The following is a 19,783-nucleotide window of genomic DNA, read 5'->3' as shown; positions in this document are numbered from 1 at the left end:
ATGCCCGAGGACGACGATTTGATCACCTTGACCGAAAGGCAGAGGAAGGCGCGCCGCAGCCGGTCGATTGCCATAGGCATCGGCCTCGCGCTGCTCGTGATCATCTTCTACATCGCGACGATCATCAAGTTCGGCCCTGCCATTCTGGACAGGGCGCTGTGATGGGTGACATGAAACAGATGAATCTCGACGCGAAGACGCAGAGGTCGAACAAGCTGATCGCCGCCATCTGCCTGGCGTTTTTGAGCGGCATGATCGGCATGGCCTACGCTGCGGTGCCGCTCTATGCGATGTTCTGTCAGATCACCGGCTATGGCGGCACCACGCAACGCGTCGAGCAGTATTCGGACCGGGTGCTCGACAAGAAGATCACCATCCGCTTCGATGCCAACACATCAGGCGGTCTGGCTTGGAATTTCGAGCCGGTTCAGCGCGACATCACGATCCGGATCGGCGAGACCGCCCAGGCGCACTACGCAGCCACAAACGTTTCCGACAAGCCGACGGCCGGACGCGCGACCTTCAACGTGACGCCGGCAATCGCCGGTGCCTATTTCAACAAGGTGGAGTGCTTCTGCTTCACCGATACGACGCTTAAGCCGGGCGAGACGCTCGACATGCCGGTGATCTTTTACGTCGACCCGGATGTCGTCGACGTCCCGGAGCTGAAGAATGTCGAGACCATCACGCTCTCCTACACGTTCTTTCCGATAGATGCTGAGAAGCCCGTGGCCGCGGCGCCGCAGGCGGATCAGGACAACGCAAACGATAACACCGACAGTAACCTCGGGGGTTGATATGGCAGACGCACACGCCAAACCACAACACGACTATCACATCATCGACCCGAGCCCTTGGCCGTTTCTCGGCTCGGTCGGCGCCCTCGTCATGGCGATCGGCGGCGTGGCGTGGATGCAGTATCTGAATGAGGGCGAGTTCCCGCTCTTCGGCTACAACATCGCCAATCCCTGGCTGTTCTTCATTGGCTTGGCCATCGTTCTCTACACGATGTTCGGATGGTGGTCGGACACGATCAAGGAGGCCCACGAAGGCCACCATACGCGCGTGGTGTCGCTGCACCTGCGCTATGGCATGATCATGTTCATCACCTCCGAATTGATGTTTTTCGTCGCCTGGTTCTGGGCGTTTTTCGATGCCAGCCTGTTTCCAGGCGAAGCTGCCCAAGTTGCGCGCACCGAGTATACCGGCGGCGTCTGGCCGCCGAAGGGCATCGAGGTTCTCGATCCCTTCCACCTGCCGCTCTACAACACGATCATCCTGCTGCTCTCGGGCACGACGATCACCTGGGCGCATCATGCGCTGCTGCATGGCGACCGCAAGGGGCTGGTGAACGGCCTTGTGCTGACGGTCGGCCTCGGCATCCTCTTCTCCTTCGTGCAGGCCTACGAGTACATTCACGCACCGTTCGCGTTCAAGGATTCGATCTACGGCGCAACCTTCTTCATGGCGACCGGCTTTCATGGCTTCCACGTCTTTATCGGAACGGTCTTCCTGCTCGTTTGCCTGCTGCGGGCAATGAAGGGTGATTTCACGCCGAAGCAGCATTTCGGTTTCGAAGCGGCTGCCTGGTACTGGCACTTCGTCGACGTCGTCTGGCTGTTCCTGTTTGCCAGCATCTATGTCTGGGCGTCGATGGGCGCGACGATCGCCGCCGGCCATTGAAGCGACGAGCTGTTTGAAAGCGGGAGGCGGCCGTGGCGACATGGCCGCCTTCGCTTTTTCGGCGCAATGGTGCGGAAGCATTGACTGGCATGTGCCGGGTCATCGATGTGACTGCGGCAGGATGGAGAACATGAGCGAGGATCGGGCCAACCGGGCACCAGTCGAGCCCTTTGCGGCTGGCTTGAAAGGATGCTGCCCGCGGTGTGGAGAAGGGCGGTTGTTTTCCCGTTTTCTGAACTTGGCGCCGCGCTGCGATAGCTGCGGGCTCGACTATTCCTTCGCCGACGCCGGCGACGGCCCGGCGGTTTTCGTCATCCTGATCATCGGCTTCATCGTTGTCGGCCTGGCGCTTTGGACGGAAGTCTCCTACGGGGCGCCGCTCTGGCTGCATTTCCTGCTCTGGATTCCGCTGACAGTGATCCTCAGCCTTTGGGCGCTGAGACTGATCAAGGGCGTGCTGATTGCCCTGCAATATCGAAACAAAGCCGCCGAAGGGCGGCTGGATCAGGCCAAATGAGCGGCGAAGCGGCAACTGGCAACCGTCGGCCGGCACTTTGGCTGGTTCTGGCGCTGGGCCTAGGTGCCCTCGTCGTTCTCATTGGCCTCGGCACATGGCAGGTGCAGCGCCTCCAGTGGAAGGAAGCGCTGATCTCGACGATCGATGAGCGGATCCATTCGACACCACTGCCCCTGGCGGACGTTGAGCGAAAGTTCGCTGAAGACGGTGATGTCGATTATTGGCCGGTAACGGTGACGGGCGAGTTCCGGCACGAAGGCGAACGGCATTTCTTCGCAACTCATGACGGTCAATCCGGCTTTTATATCTACACCCCGCTGCGCCTTGAAGACGGGCGCTTCGTCTTCATCAATCGCGGCTTCGTTCCCTATGATCGGAAGGATCCCGCGCTGCGACCGGAGGGGCAGGTCACAGGGACGATCACCGTTACCGGTCTTGCCCGTAACCCGCTCGCGGAAAAGCCATCATCGCTTATTCCGGACAACGAGCCGGCGAAGAACATCTTCTACTGGAAGGACCGGGACGCCATGGCCACAAGCGCCGGCCTGCCGATCGAAACGTCCCTCGTGCCGTTCTTCATCGATGCCGACAAGGCGGCCAATCCGGGCGGCTTGCCGGTTGGCGGCGTCACACTGATCGAGCTGCCCAACAGCCATCTGCAATATGCCGTCACCTGGTACGGCCTGGCTGCTGCGCTTGCCGGCGTGCTTGGCGTCTTCGTGTGGCGTTCGCGGCGACCCGGAGCATGACGCCGAATGCGCCTCCCGCCTTGACAGAAGGGGGGTGCAGACATCATGTCGGCCCTATCGAAAGAGCGGAAGCCATGCCTGAACTATCCTCCAAGCCACCTTTGACAATGCGGCTCTGCCAGCCGCGCGGTTTCTGTGCCGGCGTTGACCGCGCCATTCAGATCGTGGTGCTGGCGCTGAAGAAGTATGGCGCGCCGGTCTATGTGCGCCATGAGATCGTTCACAACCGCTACGTGGTCGAGGGGCTGCAAAATCTTGGCGCGGTGTTCATTGAGGAACTGCACGAGATTCCGCCGGAGCATCGCGAGTGCCCGGTGGTGTTTTCGGCGCATGGCGTACCGAAATCGGTTCCGGCCGATGCCGTGGCGCGCCACCTCTTTTATCTCGATGCGACATGCCCGCTGGTGTCTAAGGTCCACAAGCAGGCGATGCGGCATCAGCGGCTCGGCCGTCACGTGCTGCTGATCGGCCACGCCGGCCACCCGGAGGTGATCGGCACCATGGGCCAACTGCCGGACGGGGCGGTCACCCTGATCGAGACAGAGGCGGATGTTGCGGCCTTCGCGCCTGCCGATCCCGAAGCGCTTGGCTTCGTGACGCAGACGACATTGTCGGTCGAGGACACCGCCGGTCTCATCCGGGCGCTACAGCAGCGCTTTCCCGCGATGAAGGCACCGGCCGCCGAATCGATCTGCTACGCCACCACCAACCGCCAGGAAGCGGTGAAGGAAACCGCGCCCGGCGCGGACCTGTTCCTCATCGTCGGGGCGCCCAATTCGTCGAATTCACGCCGCCTGGTCGAAGTCGCCGAGCGCGCCGGAGCCAGAATGGCGCTTCTGGTGCAGCGAGCCTCCGAGATTCCGTGGGACGAGATCGGCGAGATTTCGACGCTTGGCTTGTCGGCCGGTGCATCGGCACCCGAGATCATCGTGGAGGAGATCATCGATGCGTTCCGTGCCCGTTTCGACGTATCGGTGGATCTCGCGGTCACGGCGACGGAAACGGAAGATTTTCCTGTCATGCGCGTGCTTCGCGACGTCGAACTCACCGCCGCCGACATGGCCTTCGTCAACGGAACGGCATAATGGCAGTCTATACGGATGTCACGGAAGGCGAACTCGAGGCTTTCCTGAAGGATTACGCCGTCGGCGAACTGCTCTCTTACAAGGGTATCGCGGAGGGCTCGGAAAATTCCAATTTCCTGCTTCATGCTTCGAGCGGCTCCTACATTCTGACGCTTTATGAAAAGCGCGTCGACAAGACGGACTTGCCGTTCTTCCTCGGGCTCATGGATCACCTGGCGAAGAAGGGCATTTCATGCCCGCTGCCGGTGCATCGCAACGACGGCACTATCGTAGGGCAGCTCGCCGGCCGCCCGGCCGCTCTCATCACCTTCCTGGAAGGCATGTGGATGCGCCGCCCCACCGTCCAGCACTGCCGCGAGGTTGGTAAGGCGCTGGCCGATCTTCATATCGCCGGCATGGATTTCCCGCTGTCGCGCGCCAATTCGCTCGATATTGCAGGCTGGCGGAAGTTGTGGGATGGCTCGCGTGCTCGCGCCGATGAGGTCGAGCCGGGGCTTGCAGCCGAAGTGGATGCCGACTTCGCCGAGTTTACGCGAAGCTGGCCGACGGACTTGCCGGCCGGCATCATTCATGCCGACCTTTTTCCGGACAACGTGTTTTTTCTTGGAAGTCGGCTGTCGGGCCTGATCGACTTTTATTTCGCCTGTAACGACTTTTACGCCTACGATCTTGCGACCTGCTTGAACGCTTGGTGCTTCGAGAAGGACTATTCCTTCAACCTGACCAAGGGCACGGCGCTGCTGGCGGCCTATCAGGCTGTGCGGCCGCTGAGCGAGGCGGAACGTCAGGCGCTGCCGATTCTGGCGCATGGCTCGGCGCTTCGTTTCATGCTGACACGGCTTTATGATTGGCTGACGATCCCCGATGGAGCGCTGGTGCAGAAGCGCGATCCGATGGAATACATTCGACGGGTGCGGTTCCACCGTCAGATCGCTTCGGCTTCGGAGTATGGCCTGAAATGACGAAGACGGTCGAGGTTTTCACCGACGGCGCATGTTCGGGCAATCCAGGCCCGGGGGGATGGGGTGCGATATTGCGCTTCAACGGCGTAACCAAGGAACTGTCGGGCGGCGAAGCGGAAACCACCAACAACCGCATGGAACTGACCGCGGCAATCGAAGCCTTGAACGCGTTGAAGCGGCCTTGCGCGGTCGATCTCTACACCGACAGCAACTACGTCAAGGACGGCATCAACGGCTGGATCGAGGGCTGGAAGCGCAATGGCTGGAAGACGGCAGCCAAGAAACCGGTGAAAAACGCTGAGCTGTGGCAGGCACTCGATGAGGCGCGCAAGCGCCATGACATCACCTGGCATTGGGTGAAAGGCCACAACGGCCATCCCGAAAATGAGCGGGCCGACGAGCTTGCGCGCATGGGCATGGCGCCCTTCAAACCGGCGCGACCCGCAGCGGCCGCGCCCATGGCTGAAAAAAGCCGGACGAAGAAGGTCTGGTCAGGCAGATAGTCGTCAGAGCTGTTCCAGGAGTCTTGCGGCACCCGATTCCACAGCCTGTCCGGGTGCATCCTCTATGTTCAGCGCTGTGACCTTGCCGTCGTCGACGATCATCGAGAATCGCTTGGAGCGCAGCCCGAGACCGCCGCCACTGAGATCGGCTTCGAGGCCGGCAGCGCGGACGAAATCACCATTGCCGTCTGCCAGGTAGAGCAGCTTTCCTTCGCCGCCGGTGAACTTTTCCCATGCGCCCATGACGAAATGGTCGTTGACCGCCACAACGGCGATCGTGTCGACGCCGCGCGCCAGGATTGCGTCACGGTTTTCGAGAAAGCCGGGCAGATGGTTGTTGCTGCATGTCGGGGTGAAGGCGCCGGGCACGCCGAAAAGCACCACCTTCCTGCCCGAAAATATCTCGGCCGTGTCGACGGCTTTGGCGCCGTCCGCTGTCATGGTCTTGAAGGTCGCATCGGGCAGTCGCTCACCAACGGAAATCGTCATTCTACACCTCAATCAATTGCATTTGGGCAAAGGTGGGGTACCGGTTCACCACGGCAAGGGCAACAGGCAGGGCAGATTGCCTTTCACATGTAAGGCAACGTTCCACTTACGGCGCCAGCCGGCGTAACCAGCGTGTAGGGAATGCCGTCGCCTGCGGGAACATCGGTCGGGCGGTTCAGGATCTCCACGGAAAACAGCGTCTTGCCGTCCTTGCTCAGCCGTTCGGGCGTCGCGAACGAATAACCGTCGATGCCGGCGATGAAGAAATCCGCCGAATTCGGATCGCCAGTGAATTTCGCCTCGACCATCAGCCTGTCTTCACCTTTCTCGACAAGAACGGCGCCGAAATCCGCCCTAGCGGCTTCAGGCAGCGCCTTGACCGCCGCTGAAACCAGTTCTGCATCTTCAGCGCTGGTCGGATCGTTCGCCGGATCGAGCGTCAGCCTCGCGCTCACGGGAATGCAGATGGACTGGCAGATGCCCAGGAAGATTTCCGCCTTGATCAACGCCGGTTCCTGTGGCGAAGCGAGTTGAAACGTCACTGGCAGCGCAATCGGTTGGGCATAGCCCGCCCATTTCGAATAGCCGTCATCCTGACGTTGCGGGGCGGGGAACTCGAAATCCGCTCGGGCAATATTGGTGCTTGCGGTGATTTCGATAGTAGGCGGAACACCGGCGTCGCCCGGATCGCGCCAATAGGTCTTCCAGCCGGGCTTGAGCTCGATGTCGAGAGCACCGATCAGCCGACCCTGCTCATCCGGCGCGCCTGCGGTCACCAGTCGCAGCCGCCCGCCTTCTGTTTCGACCCAGTCGGTGGAGGCGGCGAAAGCCGGGCCGGTGACACAAATAAGGCTGGCAAGGCAGGAAACGATGGTTGCAAGGCGTATCATGGCTCGATTTGATTGCTCCTGCGCCATTTCGCAACCGTGTTGATATCCGGATAGCATCATTTTCTCGTGAAAGCGGCGCGCTCAGATTGCATCAATTTCACCAAAGCGTGGCTTTAAAGCGTACAAAAAACGCGTTACGCTCCACATATGGACCTTTTGCGCCAGAAAAAGTCCGCCGCCGCGCGCGGATTTCTCGACGACCAGTTCCTGATTGCCATGCCGGGCATGAAGGACGACCGGTTCGCGCGGGCGGTCATTTATGTGTGCGCCCACAGCGATGAAGGGGCGATGGGCCTGATCATCAACCAGTCACAGCAGGTCCTGTTTCCCGATCTTTTGGTTCAGCTTGGCATTCTGGACGAGCAGGAGGCGATCCGGCTGCCTGCGTCGGCACGCGATTTCGTCGTGCGCAACGGCGGCCCGGTGGACCGCAGCCGCGGCTTTGTGCTTCACACCGACGACTATACGGTTGAATCCTCGCTGCCGGTCTCGAACGAAATCTGCCTGACCGCGACAGTGGATATATTGCGGGCGATCTCCGCCGGACGTGGGCCCCGCCATGCGCTGATGGCGCTGGGCTATGCGGGCTGGGGGGCAGGCCAGCTCGAAAGCGAGATCGCGCAGAACGGATGGCTGACCTGTCCGGCGAAGCCCGACCTGCTTTTCGACGGCGATATCGAGCGGAAATACGATCGGATACTCGCCTCCATCGGCGTCAATCTCGCTCATCTCAGCCAGGATGCCGGTCACGCCTGAGCGAGCGGGTACTGCTCCTTCAGCAGTTTGAGCACCTGATCGCCGGGGATCGGCGTGCCGAACATGAAGCTCTGCACATATTCGCAGCCCATCTGGCGCAACTGAAGCGCATCGCTTTCATCGGACACGCCCTCGGCTACGACCGACATGCCGAGTTCATGCGCCATGTTGATCATGGATTTCAGCAGAACAGCGCGCTTCGGCGAGGCGTCGTCGACGAAGCTCTTGTCGATCTTGATCGTGTCGAAGGGAAAGCGCGTGAGATATGACAGGGACGAATAGCCGGTGCCGAAATCGTCGAGCGACAGGCCGATGCCCAACTGCTTGAGTTTGGCCAGCACATGAGCGGTCTGCTCGGGATTGTCCATCACCAGAGATTCGGTGAGCTCCAGCCGGAAGCAGCGCGCCTTCAGATTGGCCCTTGCCACGACCGAGCGGACGTCGTTGACCAGATCGCGGCGGATAAGCTGGCGGCTTGAGAGGTTGACCGAGACCGAAAGCGGCGCGTCGCTGATCTGCTTTTGCCAGCTTGCCAGGTCTTCGGCGGCGCGCTGCATGGCGAACAGGCCGAGCTGGACGATCAGCCCGCAACTTTCCGCGATCGGAATGAAGTCCGACGGCGGTATCGGCCCGCGACGCGGATGGTCCCAGCGCAGAAGCGCCTCGAAGCCGGCTACGCTCCTGTCTTCCAGGCGCACGATGGGCTGGTAGGCGAGCGAGAATTCCTTGCGCTCAATTGCGCGGCGCAGATCCGATTCGAATTGCAGCCTGTCGGTGCCCACCGAACGGAAGGCAGGCCGGAACGGCTCGATACGGTCGCCGCCGAACCGCTTTGCCTGATGCATTGCCAGTTCGGCGTCCTTGACGGCGTCTTCGGCGGAGGTGTGGGCGGCCGTCCAGGTAATCAGGCCGATGGAAGCTGTGAGCACGATTTCGCGCCTGGCGAATGTGATCGGCGAGCAGATCGCCTGTTTGATCGCATCGGCCACGGCCGCGATGCTGGCGGGGTCCTGTTCGGACAGCAGCATCAGCGCGAACTCGTCGCCGGCAAGGCGCGAGAGGGAATCCTTCGGCTTCAGCAGGCGATGCAGACGCCGCGCGATGGTCAGGAGGATGGTGTCGCCGGCCGAAATACCAAGGCTGTCGTTGACGTGCTTGAAGCGGTCGATATCGATGACGAATACCGTCGGCCGCACCTTGTCCTCGGTCTTGGCGATCGAGATGATCGCCTCCAGACGGTTTATGAACAATTCGCGGTTGGGCAGACCGGTCAGATTGTCGTGCACGGCATCGTGAAGCAGGCGCTCCTCGGACTTCTTCTGCTCGGTCACGTCGATGAGAGTGCCCACGCAACGCATCACCTCGCCATCCGAGCCGATGACAGGGCGCGCCCGCAGCAGGAACCAGTGATAGTGGCCGTCCGCGCCGCGCAGGCGGAAATTCTGCGTCACCCGCCCACGCCGATGTTCGAGGATAACGTCAAGCGTGGTGCGGAAATTGTCGCGATCGTCGGCGTGAAGCACCGGCAGCCAGTTGCGAGCCGGGCCGCCCAGACTGCCAGGCTCCAGACCAAGCTGCAGGCTGACGTCGGGGCGGGTGACGACCCGGTCGCGCATCACGTCCCAATCCCACACGGTATCGCCGGAACCGGCGACCGCCAGCGCCCGGCGCTCCAGATCGCTGAACAGGCCCTGATGCAGCGCACCGCCCGCAAAGGCGTGCTGCATGATGGTGAAGCCGATCAGGAGCACGATCAGCACGAGACCGCCGCCGAGCGCCGGCTGGACGATGTCGTTGTCCACCATGCCGGTGACGGCCATCCAGGAGCCGCAGAGCCAGAGCAGCACCATCGCCCAACTGGGTATCAGCATGATTGCGCGGTCATAGCGGCGAATGCCAAGGAATATGACGAGCCCGAGACCGGCGACGGCGGTGGCGGCGAAGGAGAACCGCGCAATGCCGGCGGCAACAGCCGGATCGAAGACGGCGACGCCGGCGATCAGCAGCAGGCCGAAGATCCACACCGATGCGCCATAGCTGAAATTGCCATGCCATCGATTGAGATTGAGATAGGCAAACAGGAACATCACCAGCGTCGCCGCCAACGCCACCTCGGCGCCTGCTCGCCATATCTGCTCGTTGCCGGGCGAAATCTCGATCAACTTGTTGAGGAAGCCGAAATCCACGCAGATATAGGCAAGGACGGCCCATGACAGCGCTGCGGTCGCCGGAAACATCGATGTGCCCTTGACGACGAACAGGATGGTCAGGAACAGCGCCAGAAGGCCGGAGATGCCGAGCACGATGCCCCGGTAAAGCGTATAGGAATTGACTGAGTCCTTGTAGGGCTCGGGGTCCCACAGATAGACCTGCGGCAGTTTTGGCGAGGCGAGTTCCGCGATGAAGGTGACGACGGAACCGGGATTCAGCGTCACCAGAAAGACGTCGGCGTCGGAACTGGCCTGACGGTCGAGGGCGAAGCCTTCGCTCGGCGTGATGGCCGCGATGCGGCTCGAGCCCAGATCGGGCCAGAAGAGGCCGGAGTTCACCAGACGGAAATGGGGGGCGACGATCAGCCGGTCGATCTGCTGTTCGGTGGTGTTGGCCAGCGCGAACACCGCCCAGTCGCCGGTGGAGCGCGCATCATTGGCTTCCACCTCGATGCGCCGCACGATTCCGTCGGGACCGGGCGCCGTTGAGACCTGGAAGTTTTCGCCCTGGTTGCGATAGATCTCGACCGCGCCGGAAAGATCCAGCGCCACGTCGTCGCGCGCGATCTTGATCGGCTCGATGGCGAATGCCGACGAGAGGGTGCACAGGCTGAGGATAGCCGCGAGAGCGAAGGCCAACAGGCGCTCGATCGAAATGAAATACGCCAATAATCAGCCCTTTGTCGTGACGCCCCGCCGATCCTCCGCGATCAGGGCGTAAAGGTAGTGGTCCTGCCAGGTTCCGGCGATCCTCAGATAGGATCGCAACAGTCCTTCGCGTTGAAATCCGGCTTTTTCAAGCACGCGGATAGAACGCGCATTGTCGGGAATACAGGCAGCCTCGATCCGGTGCAACCTTAGCGTATCGAACGCATAGTGCGAGATCAGCACCAGCGCTTCGCGCATGAACCCGCGGCCGGCGAAACGCTCGCCTATCCAGTATCCGATCTGCCCGCTCTGCGCCACGCCATGGCGGATATTGCCGATGGTGATGCCGCCGACGAGCCTGCCAGATGCATTCTCGAATATGAAGAATGCGATGGAGCTGCCATTGGCATAGTCCTCGCGGTAGCGCATCAGCCGTGCGCGCCACGCCGGCCGCCCCAGCTCGTCCGCTGCCCATTTCGGCTCCCACGGTTCCAGGAAGGTCCGGCTTTCAGCTCGCAGTGCCGCCCATTCCCGATAATCGCGCGATTCAGGCAGCCTCAGCGTAATGCGATCACCTTTCAGCGCCGGAGAGTCGCGGCGGAAGAACGGTAATGCAAACATCGCCTGTGACGCGGGCTCAAACGGCCAGTTTGTTCAGGCCGTTATCGGCGCGCGGCAGCGCGTCGCGGATTGCCTCATAGGAGGGAAGCGTGCCCACCGGTCCGACCGCGGTGACGGTCGGCTTGGTCGAGAACAGGCGAGAGGAAAGATCGGTCAGGCGATCGACCGTCAACGCCGAAAGCCGCTCCACCAATTCTTCCTTCGGAACCGGCCGTCCGAAAAGCAGAAGCTGGCGGGCGATCTGCGAGGCGCGGCTCGATGCGCTTTCGCCCGACATGATGAGCCCGGCGCGATATTGTGCCCGCGCGCGGTTCAGTTCCTCTTGCGAGATGTTTTGTCCCGCCCGCTCCAGTTCGTTGATGATGACGGAAATCAGCTTGTCGATATCGCCCTGTCCGGTCGCGGCATGAACGCCGAAAATGCCGGTGTCCGAAAAGCCCCAGTGGAACGCATAGACGGAATAGCAAAGGCCGCGCTTTTCACGCACCTCCTGGAAGAGGCGCGAGGACATGCCGCCGCCGAGGATCATCGAGAGCACCTGCGAGGCGTAGAAATCGCGCACATGATACGCGCGACCCTCGAATCCGAGCACAATCTGCGCATCCTGAAGATCGCGGTGCTCGCGGAATTCGCCGCCGACATATTGGGCATATTGCGGCACGACGTTTTCGGATTTGGCGCGGAAATGCCCGAGCCGTTTTTCGACATCGCGCACGAACGCATCGTGCTTTATGTCGCCGGCGGCCACCACCACCATCTGGTCGGCGCCATATTGCCGCTCCATGAAGGCATGGAGCTGTTTCGACGTGAATGATTTGACGGTCTCAGCGGTGCCCAGGATCGAGCGCCCGATCGTCTGGTGGCGGAAAGCCGTCTCGGTGAAATGGTCGAACACGACATCATCGGGCGTGTCGTGGGCGGCGCCGATTTCCTGAAGGATGACGTTCTGCTCGCGCTCCAGCTCCTCCGGATCGAAGGTGGAGTCGGTCAGGATGTCGGAAAGCAGGTCCATCGCCAGCGGCACATCGTCGGCAAGCACGCGCGCGTAGAACGAGGTCGTCTCGACGCTGGTGGCGGCGTTGATTTCGCCCCCGACATTCTCGATTTCCGAGGCTATGTCGAAGGCACTGCGGGTGCTTGTACCCTTGAACGCCATGTGCTCGAGAAGATGGGCCATTCCATGTTCGTCGTCGCGCTCGTTGCGTGCGCCGGATTTGACCCAGACACCCAATGCGACGGATTCGATACTTGGAAGGGTTTCGGTGGCGACCGTCAGGCCGTTCGACAGACGGCTTACCTCAACACCCATATAGATACTACTCCCTAACGCGTCGCCCGCGCGTGGCGCGCGACATGATCTTCCACCATTTTCAATTCGGATGGAAGTACCGTGTATTTCTCTTCCTTTTCCATGATCTGCGCAAGCCAGGAAGGCAAAGCCGGCCGCACGCCGCTGGCTTCTTCGACCGCTTGCGGGAATTTTGCCGGATGCGCGGTCGCCAGAACGATCATGGGCACGCCGGTCTGCGCATGGCGTTCGGCGACGTGCATGGCTGTGGCGGTGTGGGGGTCGAGCAGATAGGAACTCGCCGCCAGCGTGTCGCGGATCGTCCGCGCGGTTTCGTCCATCGTGGCGCGGCCGGCGTCGAATTCCTCGCGGATTCGGCCAAGCGCCGGCGGCTCGATGGAAAACGCGCCGGATTGCTTGAGCCCAGCCATGTAGCGGCGCACCGCGGCCGCATCGCGCTCGCTGGCCTCGAACAAAAGGCGCTCGAAATTCGACGAGACCTGAATGTCCATCGACGGCGAGGTGGTGACGACGACGCCGCTGGTGCGGTATTCGCCGGTCTCCAGAGTGCGCGCCAGAATGTCGTTGTCATTGGTGGCGATCACCAGCCGCTCGATCGGCAGGCCCATGCGCTTGGCGGCATAGCCGGCGAGGATGTCGCCGAAATTCCCGGTTGGAACCGTAAACGATACTGGCCGGTCCGGCGCGCCAAGCGAGAGTGAAGACGAGAAATAATAGACGATTTGGGCCATGATGCGGGCCCAGTTGATCGAATTCACGCCCGAAAGCGCCACGCGGTCGCGGAAGGCATGGTCGTTGAACATGTCTTTGACCAGGCCCTGGCAGTCGTCGAAATTGCCTTCGATGGCGAGTGCATGCACGTTCGAGGCGGTCGGCGTCGTCATCTGCCGTTGCTGCACGGGCGACACCCGCCCATGCGGAAACAGCACGAACATGTCGGTGCGGTCGCGTCCGGCAAAGGCGTCGATAGCCGCGCCCCCGGTGTCGCCGGAGGTAGCGGCGGCGATCGTCGCGCGCTGCCCGCGCTCGGCTAAAACATGATCCATCAGCCGGGCCAGCAACTGCATGGCGACGTCCTTGAAGGCAAGCGTCGGGCCGTGGAAAAGCTCCAGTACGAAACGGTTCGAACCGGTCTGTACGAGCGGGCAGACCGCCTCATGGCGGAAGGTCGCGTAAGCTTCGCGCACGATGCGCTCGAAGGCCGGCGCTGCGATCTCATTGCCGAGGTACGGTGTCAGCAGGCGTATCGCCAGATCGGGGTAGGGGAGACCCCGCATGGCGCGGATTTCGTCCGCGCTGAAGCGGGGCCATTCGTCCGGAATGTAAAGGCCGCCGTCGCGAGCCAGGCCCGCCAGGATCGAATCTGAAAAGCCAAGCGCGGGAGCCTCTCCGCGAGTGCTGACATAGCGCATCGTCATCCATTCATTGTGAGGGAGCCTGCATTCAGCCCAGGGTCCCGTGAAAAACTGTATCCCGTCAGTCGCATTTCTGCCGCGGGGTTGATATACAGCAGCAGCTTTGCGAGAGGGAAGTGCCGTATATGACGTTTCGTTTGCTCAATGGCCGCTTCGGTGCGGTCTTGACTGTCTCCAGCCTTGCGCTTGCAATTGCCGGTTGCCAATCCGGTGGCGCCGGCAAGCCCGCTGGGGCGACGCAGGAAAAGGTTCTTGAAAGCGAACTTCGAGCTTATTGTCCGCCGGTGACACTGCGCGAAGGAACAGCCTATTTCAACAGCTATGCCAAGGGCGGCCAGGACGATCCTTCCAAAGTCGCTTATCAAGCCTCCATTACCGATGTCACACGCAGTTGTACCCATGCCGACGGCATGATCACCCTGAATGTCGCAGTCGCCGGCAAGGTCGTTCCGGGTCCTGCCGGAGCGCAGGGCAATGTCACGATGCCGATCCGCGTCGTCGCGGTGCGAGGCGAGGAGGTGCTCTACTCCAAGCTGCACAACTATCAGATTTCCGTCGCAGGCTCCTCCGCTGCCACACAATTCGTCTTCAACGACCCTGCCGTGACCTTCCCGACCCCGGCCGAACAGAACATTCGCATTTATGCCGGCTATGACGAAGGCCCGCCGAAGAAGAAGTGACGTCTCTTTCACGCGTCTTCCGACCACTCCGACAATGCGGCCAGGACGCCATGGAAATCCGCCCAGCGGCGGATGACGGTTTCGGCTCCGGCTTCGGTCAGGACATCGGCGTGTCCCGGATAGCTGTGCGAGGCGCCGGTGAAGCCGATCACCCGCATGCCGGCGGCCTTGGCAGCAGTGACCCCGTGAACCGAATCCTCGATCACGAAGGTGTGCGCCGGCTCCACGCCAAGCGTCGCCGCTGCATGGACAAACACGTCGGGAGCGGGTTTCGGTTTCGCTGACGGCGTCTCCAGCGAGGAAAAGAGGCGGCCAGCAAAAAGCGGCAGCAGATTGGTCCTGCCGAGCATCATTTCCAGGCGCAGGCTGTTCGAATTGGAGCAGATGCAACGCTTGACGGTGACACCGGCCGCCGCCTCATATGCACCCTCGATCGCCCGAACTTCGTTCATCAGCCGCCGGTCGACAAGTGCTTCAGCCTGGCTGATGAGCGACGCCTGGAGGGGGATTTTCGCCTGCTCCTCGATGCGCAGCAGAATATCGGTGAAGGTCAGTCCGGCATAGCTCTCGGCAAGCTCGCCGGCGGTGATCGGAAAGCCTGCCTCGGTCAAAAGATCGGCTTCCACCCGCGCGGCGATGATTTCTGAATCGACGAGCACGCCGTCGCAATCGAAAATGACGAGTTCAGGCTGGGTCATGATGCTCCGGAAAGGGGAAGGAGGCCGCCATCGGTGGTCGGCATTCGCCGCGGGGCATACACCATGAGGCTTGCCACGGCAAATCCCGGGCTCGCTTCATTAAAAATTTACGCTGATGGGTAACCATAACGGGAAGTAAAACAGTAACGCGTGATCCGGGTATCAGAATGTCAGCCGTGCGTGCTCTTGCCGATCTCTCCCCCCTGCCGCAACAAGCCGAATGGCTCGACACGATCCTGAAAGGCGACTGCGTGGCGGCGCTCGAAAAGCTGCCGGAGAAGTCGGTCGACGTGATCTTCGCCGATCCGCCCTACAACCTCCAGCTTAACGGCGACCTGCACCGACCCGACCAGTCGAAGGTCGACGCGGTTGACGACGCCTGGGACCAGTTTGACAGTTTCGCGGCCTATGATGCCTTCACCCGAGCCTGGCTCCTGGCGGCTCGCCGGGTGCTGAAGCCGAACGGCACGATCTGGGTGATCGGCTCTTATCACAACATCTTCCGCGTCGGCGCTTCGATGCAGGATCTCGGCTTCTGGATCCTGAACGATATCGTCTGGCGCAAGACCAATCCGATGCCGAATTTCCGGGGGCGCCGCTTCCAGAACGCGCACGAAACGCTGATCTGGGCGTCGCGCGACCAGTCCTCGAAGGGCTACACCTTCAACTATGACTCGCTGAAGGCGGCCAATGACGACGTACAGATGCGTTCTGACTGGCTGTTTCCGATTTGCACCGGCGCCGAGCGACTGAAGAACGACGATGGTGAAAAGCTGCATCCCACCCAGAAGCCGGAGGCACTGCTTGCCCGCATCATGATGGCATCGACCAGACCGGGCGATGTGGTGCTCGATCCTTTCTTCGGCTCAGGCACGACGGGAGCGGTTGCAAAGCGTCTCGGCCGTCACTTCGTCGGCATCGAGCGCGAGCAGGCCTATATCGACGCCGCCAATGAGCGGATCGCCGCCGTGAGGCCGCTGGGCGACGCGGAATTGACGGTGCTTTCGGGCAAGCGCGCCGAGCCGCGCGTCGCTTTCGTCAATCTCATCGATACCGGGATGATGAAGCCGGGGACCACTCTTTACGATGCCAAGCGGCGCTGGGCCGCCAAGGTGCGTGCCGACGGCACGCTTGCCGTGGGCGAAACGGCTGGCTCCATCCACCGCGTCGGCGCACAGGTGCAAGGGCTGGAGGCCTGCAATGGCTGGACCTTCTGGCACTATGAGCGCAACGGCGGGCTGATGCAGATAGACGAGCTACGCCGTATCGCGCGTCTTGGCATGGAGCGCGCCGGCGGCTGAAAGATTGTTCTTCAGCGCATGATCCTGCCCAAAAAGTCCGCGACTTTTTCGGGGGTCATGCCAGAGTTCACCGATGAGCCGGCTTCCAGTCACCGGCTGATCCCGAAACGCTCGAGGTCCGCCTCGAGCGTTTTGGCATTCTGGAACAGAACGGCATGCCAGCCCGCCGCCTTGGCGCCATCGACATTCTTCTGACTGTCGTCGATGAAAAGCGTTGCTTCGGGGGCGAGGCCGAAGCTTGCGGCGTGGTGCTCGTAAATGCCCCGGTCCGGCTTGATCATCCCGATGTCTGCCGACACCGTGACGCCACGCGGACGGTTGAGGAAGGGAAAGCGCCGCCTGGCATCGGCGAATGTATCAGAGGCGAAATTCGTCAGCATCGTCACGTCATGCCCCTTGTCGATCAGCGTTTCCATGATGGCGACGCTGTCGTCATAGGCGTGCGGCACCATCTCGTGCCAATAGCGGCGGAAGTTGCGGATGTTCTCGGCATGATCCGGATGCAGCGCAATCAGCAGGTCCTCGGCTTCCCGCCAACTGCGCCCGCGGTCCTGTTCGATGTTCCATTCCGCCGTGCAGACATTCTCAAGGAACCAACTCCGCTCTGTATTGTCAGGAATCAGCCGGCTGAACGGCAGGTCGGGGTCGTAATGGATGAGCACCCTGCCGATGTCGAAGACGATGTGGCGGATTTCGTTCATGTCGATCTCTTGTGAATGGATGTCGGCTTGCGGGTCGAACCCGGTATTGCCGCTTCGATTGCCTTTTTCATGACGGTCGGCAGCGCCTCGCCGTGCAGGTTGCCGGCCGAGGCCCAAAAGTGACCGGCCGGGGCGGCTTCGAATTCCACGGCCGCACGGTAAACTGCTAGATCGAGCGCGAAATGCGTGAAAACATGCGAGATGTGGCCGACTTTGCGCCAATCGGCGGGGAAGGGTGCGGCGTCGGGGCCGGTGTCGCCGTCGATGCGAGCCGTCCATGCCGTTGTCGGTACTTCGCTCATGCCGCCGAGCAGGCCCTTTTCCGGACGCTTGCGCAGCAGGACCGCGCCATCCGGCGTTACGGCGACAAAGGCCGCCCCTCGGCGCGAAGGCTTTTCAGGCTTGGGCGCCCGCACCGGATAAAGCTCGGGGTCGCCATTGCCCAACACCAGGCAATCAGCGCGCAGTGGGCAAAGCATGCAGCGTGGGCGGCGCGGCGTGCAGATAGTCGCGCCGAGGTCCATCATGGCTTGCGCGAAGTCTCCGGGACGCTGCTCGGGTACCAGCGTCGTCAACCGCGACCGGATTTCCGGTTTCGCCTCCGGCAGCGGCGTGGCGATGGCGAACAGTCGCGACATGACGCGCTCGACATTTCCGTCCATGACTGCCGCCGGACGATCGAAGGCGATTGCTGCGATCGCTGCCGCCGTATAGGGGCCGACACCGGGCAGTTGGAGCAGCTCTTTTTCCGTAGCCGGGAACTCACCCGAGCCCGACGCTACCAGATCGGCGCAGGCTTTCAGTTTGCGGGCGCGGGAATAATAGCCAAGTCCCGCCCACGCCTTCATGACATCCTCGGTGTCAGCGGCCGCGAGCGCCTTCACATCGGGCCACCGCTCCAGAAATGCGCGGAAATAGGGTTTCACCGCCTCGACCGTCGTTTGCTGGAGCATGATTTCCGACAGCCAGACATGATAGGGATTGGGCTTTCTGCCGGCGGCGATGTGGCGCGGCGGTACGCGCCACGGCAGGTCGCGATGATTGGCATCGTACCAGTCGAGAAGATGGGTCGCGATATCGGGAAGCGGCGGGTGCGCGCTCTTGCGACTAGGTTCGGGTGATGCCATTGATCGGTTGATGCGCCTGTGCCCTTGGGTGCGATATTGTCTGGAGAACGCACATGGCAGGGAAAAGCCGTCGCGGCAATCCCGTTCCGGTCAGCGATCTCGCCAGCGAGATTCTCGATCCGGTTTTGCGCAAGCGCGCCGGCATTTCGGTCGGGCTTGTGCAGTCATGGGAGGAGATCGTCGGCCCTCGGCTGGCACGCCACACGCGGCCGGAAAAGATTCAATGGCCGCGCCGCCTGCATGAAGACGATCCGTTCCAGCCCGCAACGCTGGTGATCGCCTGCGAGGGCATGGCCGCCCTTCACCTTCAGCACGAGACGGCCGAGATCATCGGCCGGGTCAACGCATTTCTGGGTTTCACCGCCATCGGTCGCATCCGCATCGTGCAGAAGCCGATGCTCGGCGATGCGCCGCCGCCCAGGCCGCGCCCCAGATCGCTCGACGCGAAGGAGCAGGCGAAACTCTCCAGCGTGGTCGGTCAAGTCGAGGATGACGCCTTGCGGGCATCGCTGGAGCGGCTTGGCGCGACCATCATCGGCATGAAGAAGCGCTAAGTCGGCCCTGAACTCTCGCTTTCGTGAACGCAGTTGCAGGCAATGGCGGTTGGATTGCGCGAAAGGATGCCTTATTTCGCGCCAACTCTCGCTTTTTCTTGATTAAACGTCGCACAATACATTGTCAGGCAGGTGATTCGTATGATCCGTTCCATTCCACGCAGAACCGTTCTCGCTTCGATGGCGCTTCTTCCCGCAGCGGTTGTGCTTGCTTCATGCAGCGATTCCGGCAATGAGGCCGTAGCGCAGGAAAGCACGACGGCGCCGGCCGCCCCTGCTGCATCGGCACCCGAGCCGCAGGGCACCGTGGACATGGCCAAACTGCTCGAGCCGGGCGCGCTGCCTGAAAAGAGCCTCGGCAAGGACGACGCGCCCGTCACCATCGTCGAATATGCGTCGATGACCTGCGGCCACTGCGCGCATTTCCACGAGACGACGTTTCCGGAGCTGAAGAAGAAGTATATCGACACCGGCAAGGTGCGGTTGGTGTTCCGTGAATTCCCCTTCGATCCACGCGCCGAGGCTGGCTTCATGCTGGCTCGCTGCGCCAAGGACAACTATTTCCCGATGATCGACGTGCTGTTCAAGCAGCAGGATAATTGGGCCGGTGTGCAAAACGCCAAGGACGCACTGCTGCAAATCTCCAAGATGGCGGGTTTTTCACAGGAGTCCTTCGAGGCCTGCTTGACGGACCAGAAACTTCTGGACGATGTCAGGGCTGTACAAAAGCGTGGCGCGGAGGATTTCGGGGTCGACTCCACCCCGACCTTCTTCATCAACGGCAATATGTACAAAGGGGCGCGGACTATTGAGGAAATGTCGGCGATTATCGACGGCATGCTCTGACGTCCCGGCGAGGCCGGGCCGCAGGCGTCTTCGCGCGCC

22 protein-coding genes are annotated in these 19,783 nt (G+C 61.7%); 13 read left to right on the top strand and 9 right to left on the bottom strand.

Annotated features, from left to right (window positions below):
• From ACLKMW_RS17995 to rnhA, 8 genes are all read left to right on the top strand, one after another.
• A complete protein-coding gene (locus ACLKMW_RS17995; RefSeq protein ID WP_415725869.1) occupies positions 1 to 162 on the top strand; it encodes a hypothetical protein in 162 nt (53 codons plus the stop codon).
• A complete protein-coding gene (locus ACLKMW_RS17990) occupies positions 162 to 797 on the top strand; it encodes a cytochrome c oxidase assembly protein (protein ID WP_415725868.1) in 636 nt (211 codons plus the stop codon). Before ACLKMW_RS17995 ends, ACLKMW_RS17990 begins: the two co-directional genes overlap by 1 nt.
• Before the next feature lies 1 nt (position 798).
• Positions 799 to 1,683, top strand: a complete 885-nt coding sequence (locus ACLKMW_RS17985) for a cytochrome c oxidase subunit 3 (protein WP_415725867.1) — start codon at positions 799 to 801, stop codon at positions 1,681 to 1,683.
• Positions 1,684 to 1,813: 130 nt separating this feature from the next.
• Positions 1,814 to 2,200 carry a DUF983 domain-containing protein gene (locus ACLKMW_RS17980; RefSeq protein ID WP_415725866.1) on the top strand — a complete coding sequence of 129 codons (387 nt, stop codon included), beginning with the start codon at positions 1,814 to 1,816 and terminating at the stop codon, positions 2,198 to 2,200.
• Positions 2,197 to 2,949 (top strand): SURF1 family protein, encoded by a 753-nt coding sequence (locus ACLKMW_RS17975; protein WP_415725865.1) that lies wholly within the window; start codon positions 2,197 to 2,199, stop codon positions 2,947 to 2,949. Before ACLKMW_RS17980 ends, ACLKMW_RS17975 begins: the two co-directional genes overlap by 4 nt.
• Positions 2,950 to 3,023: 74 nt before the next feature.
• A complete protein-coding gene (gene ispH, locus ACLKMW_RS17970) occupies positions 3,024 to 4,034 on the top strand; it encodes a 4-hydroxy-3-methylbut-2-enyl diphosphate reductase (RefSeq protein ID WP_415725864.1) in 1,011 nt (336 codons plus the stop codon).
• The gene (locus tag ACLKMW_RS17965) at positions 4,034 to 4,996 is read left to right on the top strand and encodes a homoserine kinase (protein WP_415725863.1); all 963 of its coding nucleotides are present in this window, start codon (positions 4,034 to 4,036) and stop codon (positions 4,994 to 4,996) included. Before ispH ends, ACLKMW_RS17965 begins: the two co-directional genes overlap by 1 nt.
• Positions 4,993 to 5,499, top strand: a complete 507-nt coding sequence (gene rnhA / locus ACLKMW_RS17960) for a ribonuclease HI (RefSeq protein ID WP_415725862.1) — start codon at positions 4,993 to 4,995, stop codon at positions 5,497 to 5,499. The genes ACLKMW_RS17965 and rnhA overlap by 4 nt, the downstream gene beginning before the upstream one ends.
• 3 nt (positions 5,500 to 5,502) lie before the next feature.
• On the opposite strand, the gene ACLKMW_RS17955 is transcribed toward rnhA, so the two are convergent.
• Positions 5,503 to 5,988 (bottom strand): peroxiredoxin, encoded by a 486-nt coding sequence (locus ACLKMW_RS17955; RefSeq protein ID WP_415725861.1) that lies wholly within the window; start codon positions 5,986 to 5,988, stop codon positions 5,503 to 5,505.
• Positions 5,989 to 6,071: 83 nt separating this feature from the next.
• Positions 6,072 to 6,878, bottom strand: coding sequence for a protein-disulfide reductase DsbD domain-containing protein (locus ACLKMW_RS17950; protein ID WP_415725860.1), 807 nt, complete (start codon positions 6,876 to 6,878; stop codon positions 6,072 to 6,074).
• Between the two features lie 147 nt (positions 6,879 to 7,025).
• On the opposite strand from ACLKMW_RS17950, the gene ACLKMW_RS17945 reads away from it, so the two are divergent.
• Positions 7,026 to 7,634, top strand: coding sequence for a YqgE/AlgH family protein (locus ACLKMW_RS17945; protein ID WP_415725859.1), 609 nt, complete (start codon positions 7,026 to 7,028; stop codon positions 7,632 to 7,634).
• Here the strand turns inward: ACLKMW_RS17945 and ACLKMW_RS17940 are convergent.
• Genes ACLKMW_RS17940 through thrC form a run of 4 tightly spaced genes read right to left on the bottom strand, consistent with a single transcriptional unit; the run spans position 7,625 to position 13,834 of the window.
• A complete protein-coding gene (locus ACLKMW_RS17940) occupies positions 7,625 to 10,486 on the bottom strand; it encodes an EAL domain-containing protein (RefSeq protein ID WP_415725914.1) in 2,862 nt (953 codons plus the stop codon). The two genes, ACLKMW_RS17945 and ACLKMW_RS17940, sit on opposite strands and share 10 nt — an antisense overlap.
• Positions 10,487 to 10,516: 30 nt before the next feature.
• On the bottom strand, positions 10,517 to 11,113 hold the full coding sequence (locus ACLKMW_RS17935; RefSeq protein ID WP_415725858.1) for a GNAT family N-acetyltransferase: 597 nt from the start codon (positions 11,111 to 11,113) through the stop codon (positions 10,517 to 10,519).
• Positions 11,114 to 11,129: 16 nt separating this feature from the next.
• Positions 11,130 to 12,422, bottom strand: coding sequence for a M16 family metallopeptidase (locus ACLKMW_RS17930; protein WP_415725857.1), 1,293 nt, complete (start codon positions 12,420 to 12,422; stop codon positions 11,130 to 11,132).
• 14 nt (positions 12,423 to 12,436) lie between these two features.
• Positions 12,437 to 13,834 (bottom strand): threonine synthase, encoded by a 1,398-nt coding sequence (thrC, locus tag ACLKMW_RS17925; RefSeq protein ID WP_415725913.1) that lies wholly within the window; start codon positions 13,832 to 13,834, stop codon positions 12,437 to 12,439.
• Between the two features lie 128 nt (positions 13,835 to 13,962).
• Here thrC and ACLKMW_RS17920 point away from each other — a divergent pair, with 128 nt between their 5' ends.
• Positions 13,963 to 14,517 carry a hypothetical protein gene (locus ACLKMW_RS17920; protein WP_415725856.1) on the top strand — a complete coding sequence of 185 codons (555 nt, stop codon included), beginning with the start codon at positions 13,963 to 13,965 and terminating at the stop codon, positions 14,515 to 14,517.
• An 8-nt stretch (positions 14,518 to 14,525) separates the two neighbouring features.
• Here ACLKMW_RS17920 and ACLKMW_RS17915 read toward each other — a convergent pair whose 3' ends face one another.
• On the bottom strand, positions 14,526 to 15,215 hold the full coding sequence (locus tag ACLKMW_RS17915; RefSeq protein ID WP_415725855.1) for an HAD family hydrolase: 690 nt from the start codon (positions 15,213 to 15,215) through the stop codon (positions 14,526 to 14,528).
• Between the two features lie 167 nt (positions 15,216 to 15,382).
• Here ACLKMW_RS17915 and ACLKMW_RS17910 point away from each other — a divergent pair, with 167 nt between their 5' ends.
• The gene (locus tag ACLKMW_RS17910; protein WP_415725854.1) at positions 15,383 to 16,516 is read left to right on the top strand and encodes a site-specific DNA-methyltransferase; all 1,134 of its coding nucleotides are present in this window, start codon (positions 15,383 to 15,385) and stop codon (positions 16,514 to 16,516) included.
• Positions 16,517 to 16,605: 89 nt separating this feature from the next.
• Here the strand turns inward: ACLKMW_RS17910 and ACLKMW_RS17905 are convergent, their stop codons facing one another.
• Positions 16,606 to 17,217, bottom strand: a complete 612-nt coding sequence (locus ACLKMW_RS17905) for an HAD family hydrolase (RefSeq protein WP_415725853.1) — start codon at positions 17,215 to 17,217, stop codon at positions 16,606 to 16,608.
• Positions 17,214 to 18,344 (bottom strand): A/G-specific adenine glycosylase, encoded by a 1,131-nt coding sequence (mutY, locus tag ACLKMW_RS17900; protein ID WP_415725852.1) that lies wholly within the window; start codon positions 18,342 to 18,344, stop codon positions 17,214 to 17,216. The genes ACLKMW_RS17905 and mutY overlap by 4 nt, the downstream gene beginning before the upstream one ends.
• Before the next feature lie 53 nt (positions 18,345 to 18,397).
• Between mutY and ACLKMW_RS17895 the strand changes: the two genes are divergently transcribed.
• Both ACLKMW_RS17895 and ACLKMW_RS17890 read left to right on the top strand, forming a co-directional pair.
• Positions 18,398 to 18,898 carry a DUF721 domain-containing protein gene (locus tag ACLKMW_RS17895; RefSeq protein WP_415725851.1) on the top strand — a complete coding sequence of 167 codons (501 nt, stop codon included), beginning with the start codon at positions 18,398 to 18,400 and terminating at the stop codon, positions 18,896 to 18,898.
• Positions 18,899 to 19,039: 141 nt separating this feature from the next.
• Positions 19,040 to 19,744 carry a DsbA family protein gene (locus tag ACLKMW_RS17890; RefSeq protein WP_415725850.1) on the top strand — a complete coding sequence of 235 codons (705 nt, stop codon included), beginning with the start codon at positions 19,040 to 19,042 and terminating at the stop codon, positions 19,742 to 19,744.
• The last annotated feature ends 39 nt before the right edge of the window (positions 19,745 to 19,783 follow it).

Source organism: Borborobacter xinjiangensis (assembly GCF_047739745.1).
Taxonomy (GTDB): domain Bacteria; phylum Pseudomonadota; class Alphaproteobacteria; order Rhizobiales; family Rhizobiaceae; genus Pseudaminobacter.
This window is presented reverse-complemented; position numbering and strand designations above follow the sequence as displayed.

Excerpts from the sequence above, each read along its gene's own strand:
- ACLKMW_RS17995 (WP_415725869.1), top strand. The coding sequence starts at position 1 with ATGCCCGAGGACGACGATTTGATCACCTTGACCGAAAGGCAGAGGAAG.
- ACLKMW_RS17990 (WP_415725868.1), top strand. The coding sequence starts at position 162 with ATGGGTGACATGAAACAGATGAATCTCGACGCGAAGACGCAGAGGTCG.
- ACLKMW_RS17985 (WP_415725867.1), top strand. The coding sequence starts at position 799 with ATGGCAGACGCACACGCCAAACCACAACACGACTATCACATCATCGAC.
- ACLKMW_RS17980 (WP_415725866.1), top strand. The coding sequence starts at position 1,814 with ATGAGCGAGGATCGGGCCAACCGGGCACCAGTCGAGCCCTTTGCGGCT.
- ACLKMW_RS17975 (WP_415725865.1), top strand. The coding sequence starts at position 2,197 with ATGAGCGGCGAAGCGGCAACTGGCAACCGTCGGCCGGCACTTTGGCTG.
- ispH (WP_415725864.1), top strand. The coding sequence starts at position 3,024 with ATGCCTGAACTATCCTCCAAGCCACCTTTGACAATGCGGCTCTGCCAG.
- ACLKMW_RS17965 (WP_415725863.1), top strand. The coding sequence starts at position 4,034 with ATGGCAGTCTATACGGATGTCACGGAAGGCGAACTCGAGGCTTTCCTG.
- rnhA (WP_415725862.1), top strand. The coding sequence starts at position 4,993 with ATGACGAAGACGGTCGAGGTTTTCACCGACGGCGCATGTTCGGGCAAT.
- ACLKMW_RS17955 (WP_415725861.1), bottom strand. The coding sequence starts at position 5,988 with ATGACGATTTCCGTTGGTGAGCGACTGCCCGATGCGACCTTCAAGACC.
- ACLKMW_RS17950 (WP_415725860.1), bottom strand. The coding sequence starts at position 6,878 with ATGATACGCCTTGCAACCATCGTTTCCTGCCTTGCCAGCCTTATTTGT.
- ACLKMW_RS17945 (WP_415725859.1), top strand. The coding sequence starts at position 7,026 with ATGGACCTTTTGCGCCAGAAAAAGTCCGCCGCCGCGCGCGGATTTCTC.
- ACLKMW_RS17935 (WP_415725858.1), bottom strand. The coding sequence starts at position 11,113 with ATGTTTGCATTACCGTTCTTCCGCCGCGACTCTCCGGCGCTGAAAGGT.
- ACLKMW_RS17930 (WP_415725857.1), bottom strand. The coding sequence starts at position 12,422 with ATGGGTGTTGAGGTAAGCCGTCTGTCGAACGGCCTGACGGTCGCCACC.
- thrC (WP_415725913.1), bottom strand. The coding sequence starts at position 13,834 with ATGCGCTATGTCAGCACTCGCGGAGAGGCTCCCGCGCTTGGCTTTTCA.
- ACLKMW_RS17920 (WP_415725856.1), top strand. The coding sequence starts at position 13,963 with ATGACGTTTCGTTTGCTCAATGGCCGCTTCGGTGCGGTCTTGACTGTC.
- ACLKMW_RS17915 (WP_415725855.1), bottom strand. The coding sequence starts at position 15,215 with ATGACCCAGCCTGAACTCGTCATTTTCGATTGCGACGGCGTGCTCGTC.
- ACLKMW_RS17910 (WP_415725854.1), top strand. The coding sequence starts at position 15,383 with ATGTCAGCCGTGCGTGCTCTTGCCGATCTCTCCCCCCTGCCGCAACAA.
- ACLKMW_RS17905 (WP_415725853.1), bottom strand. The coding sequence starts at position 17,217 with ATGAACGAAATCCGCCACATCGTCTTCGACATCGGCAGGGTGCTCATC.
- mutY (WP_415725852.1), bottom strand. The coding sequence starts at position 18,344 with ATGGCATCACCCGAACCTAGTCGCAAGAGCGCGCACCCGCCGCTTCCC.
- ACLKMW_RS17895 (WP_415725851.1), top strand. The coding sequence starts at position 18,398 with ATGGCAGGGAAAAGCCGTCGCGGCAATCCCGTTCCGGTCAGCGATCTC.
- ACLKMW_RS17890 (WP_415725850.1), top strand. The coding sequence starts at position 19,040 with ATGATCCGTTCCATTCCACGCAGAACCGTTCTCGCTTCGATGGCGCTT.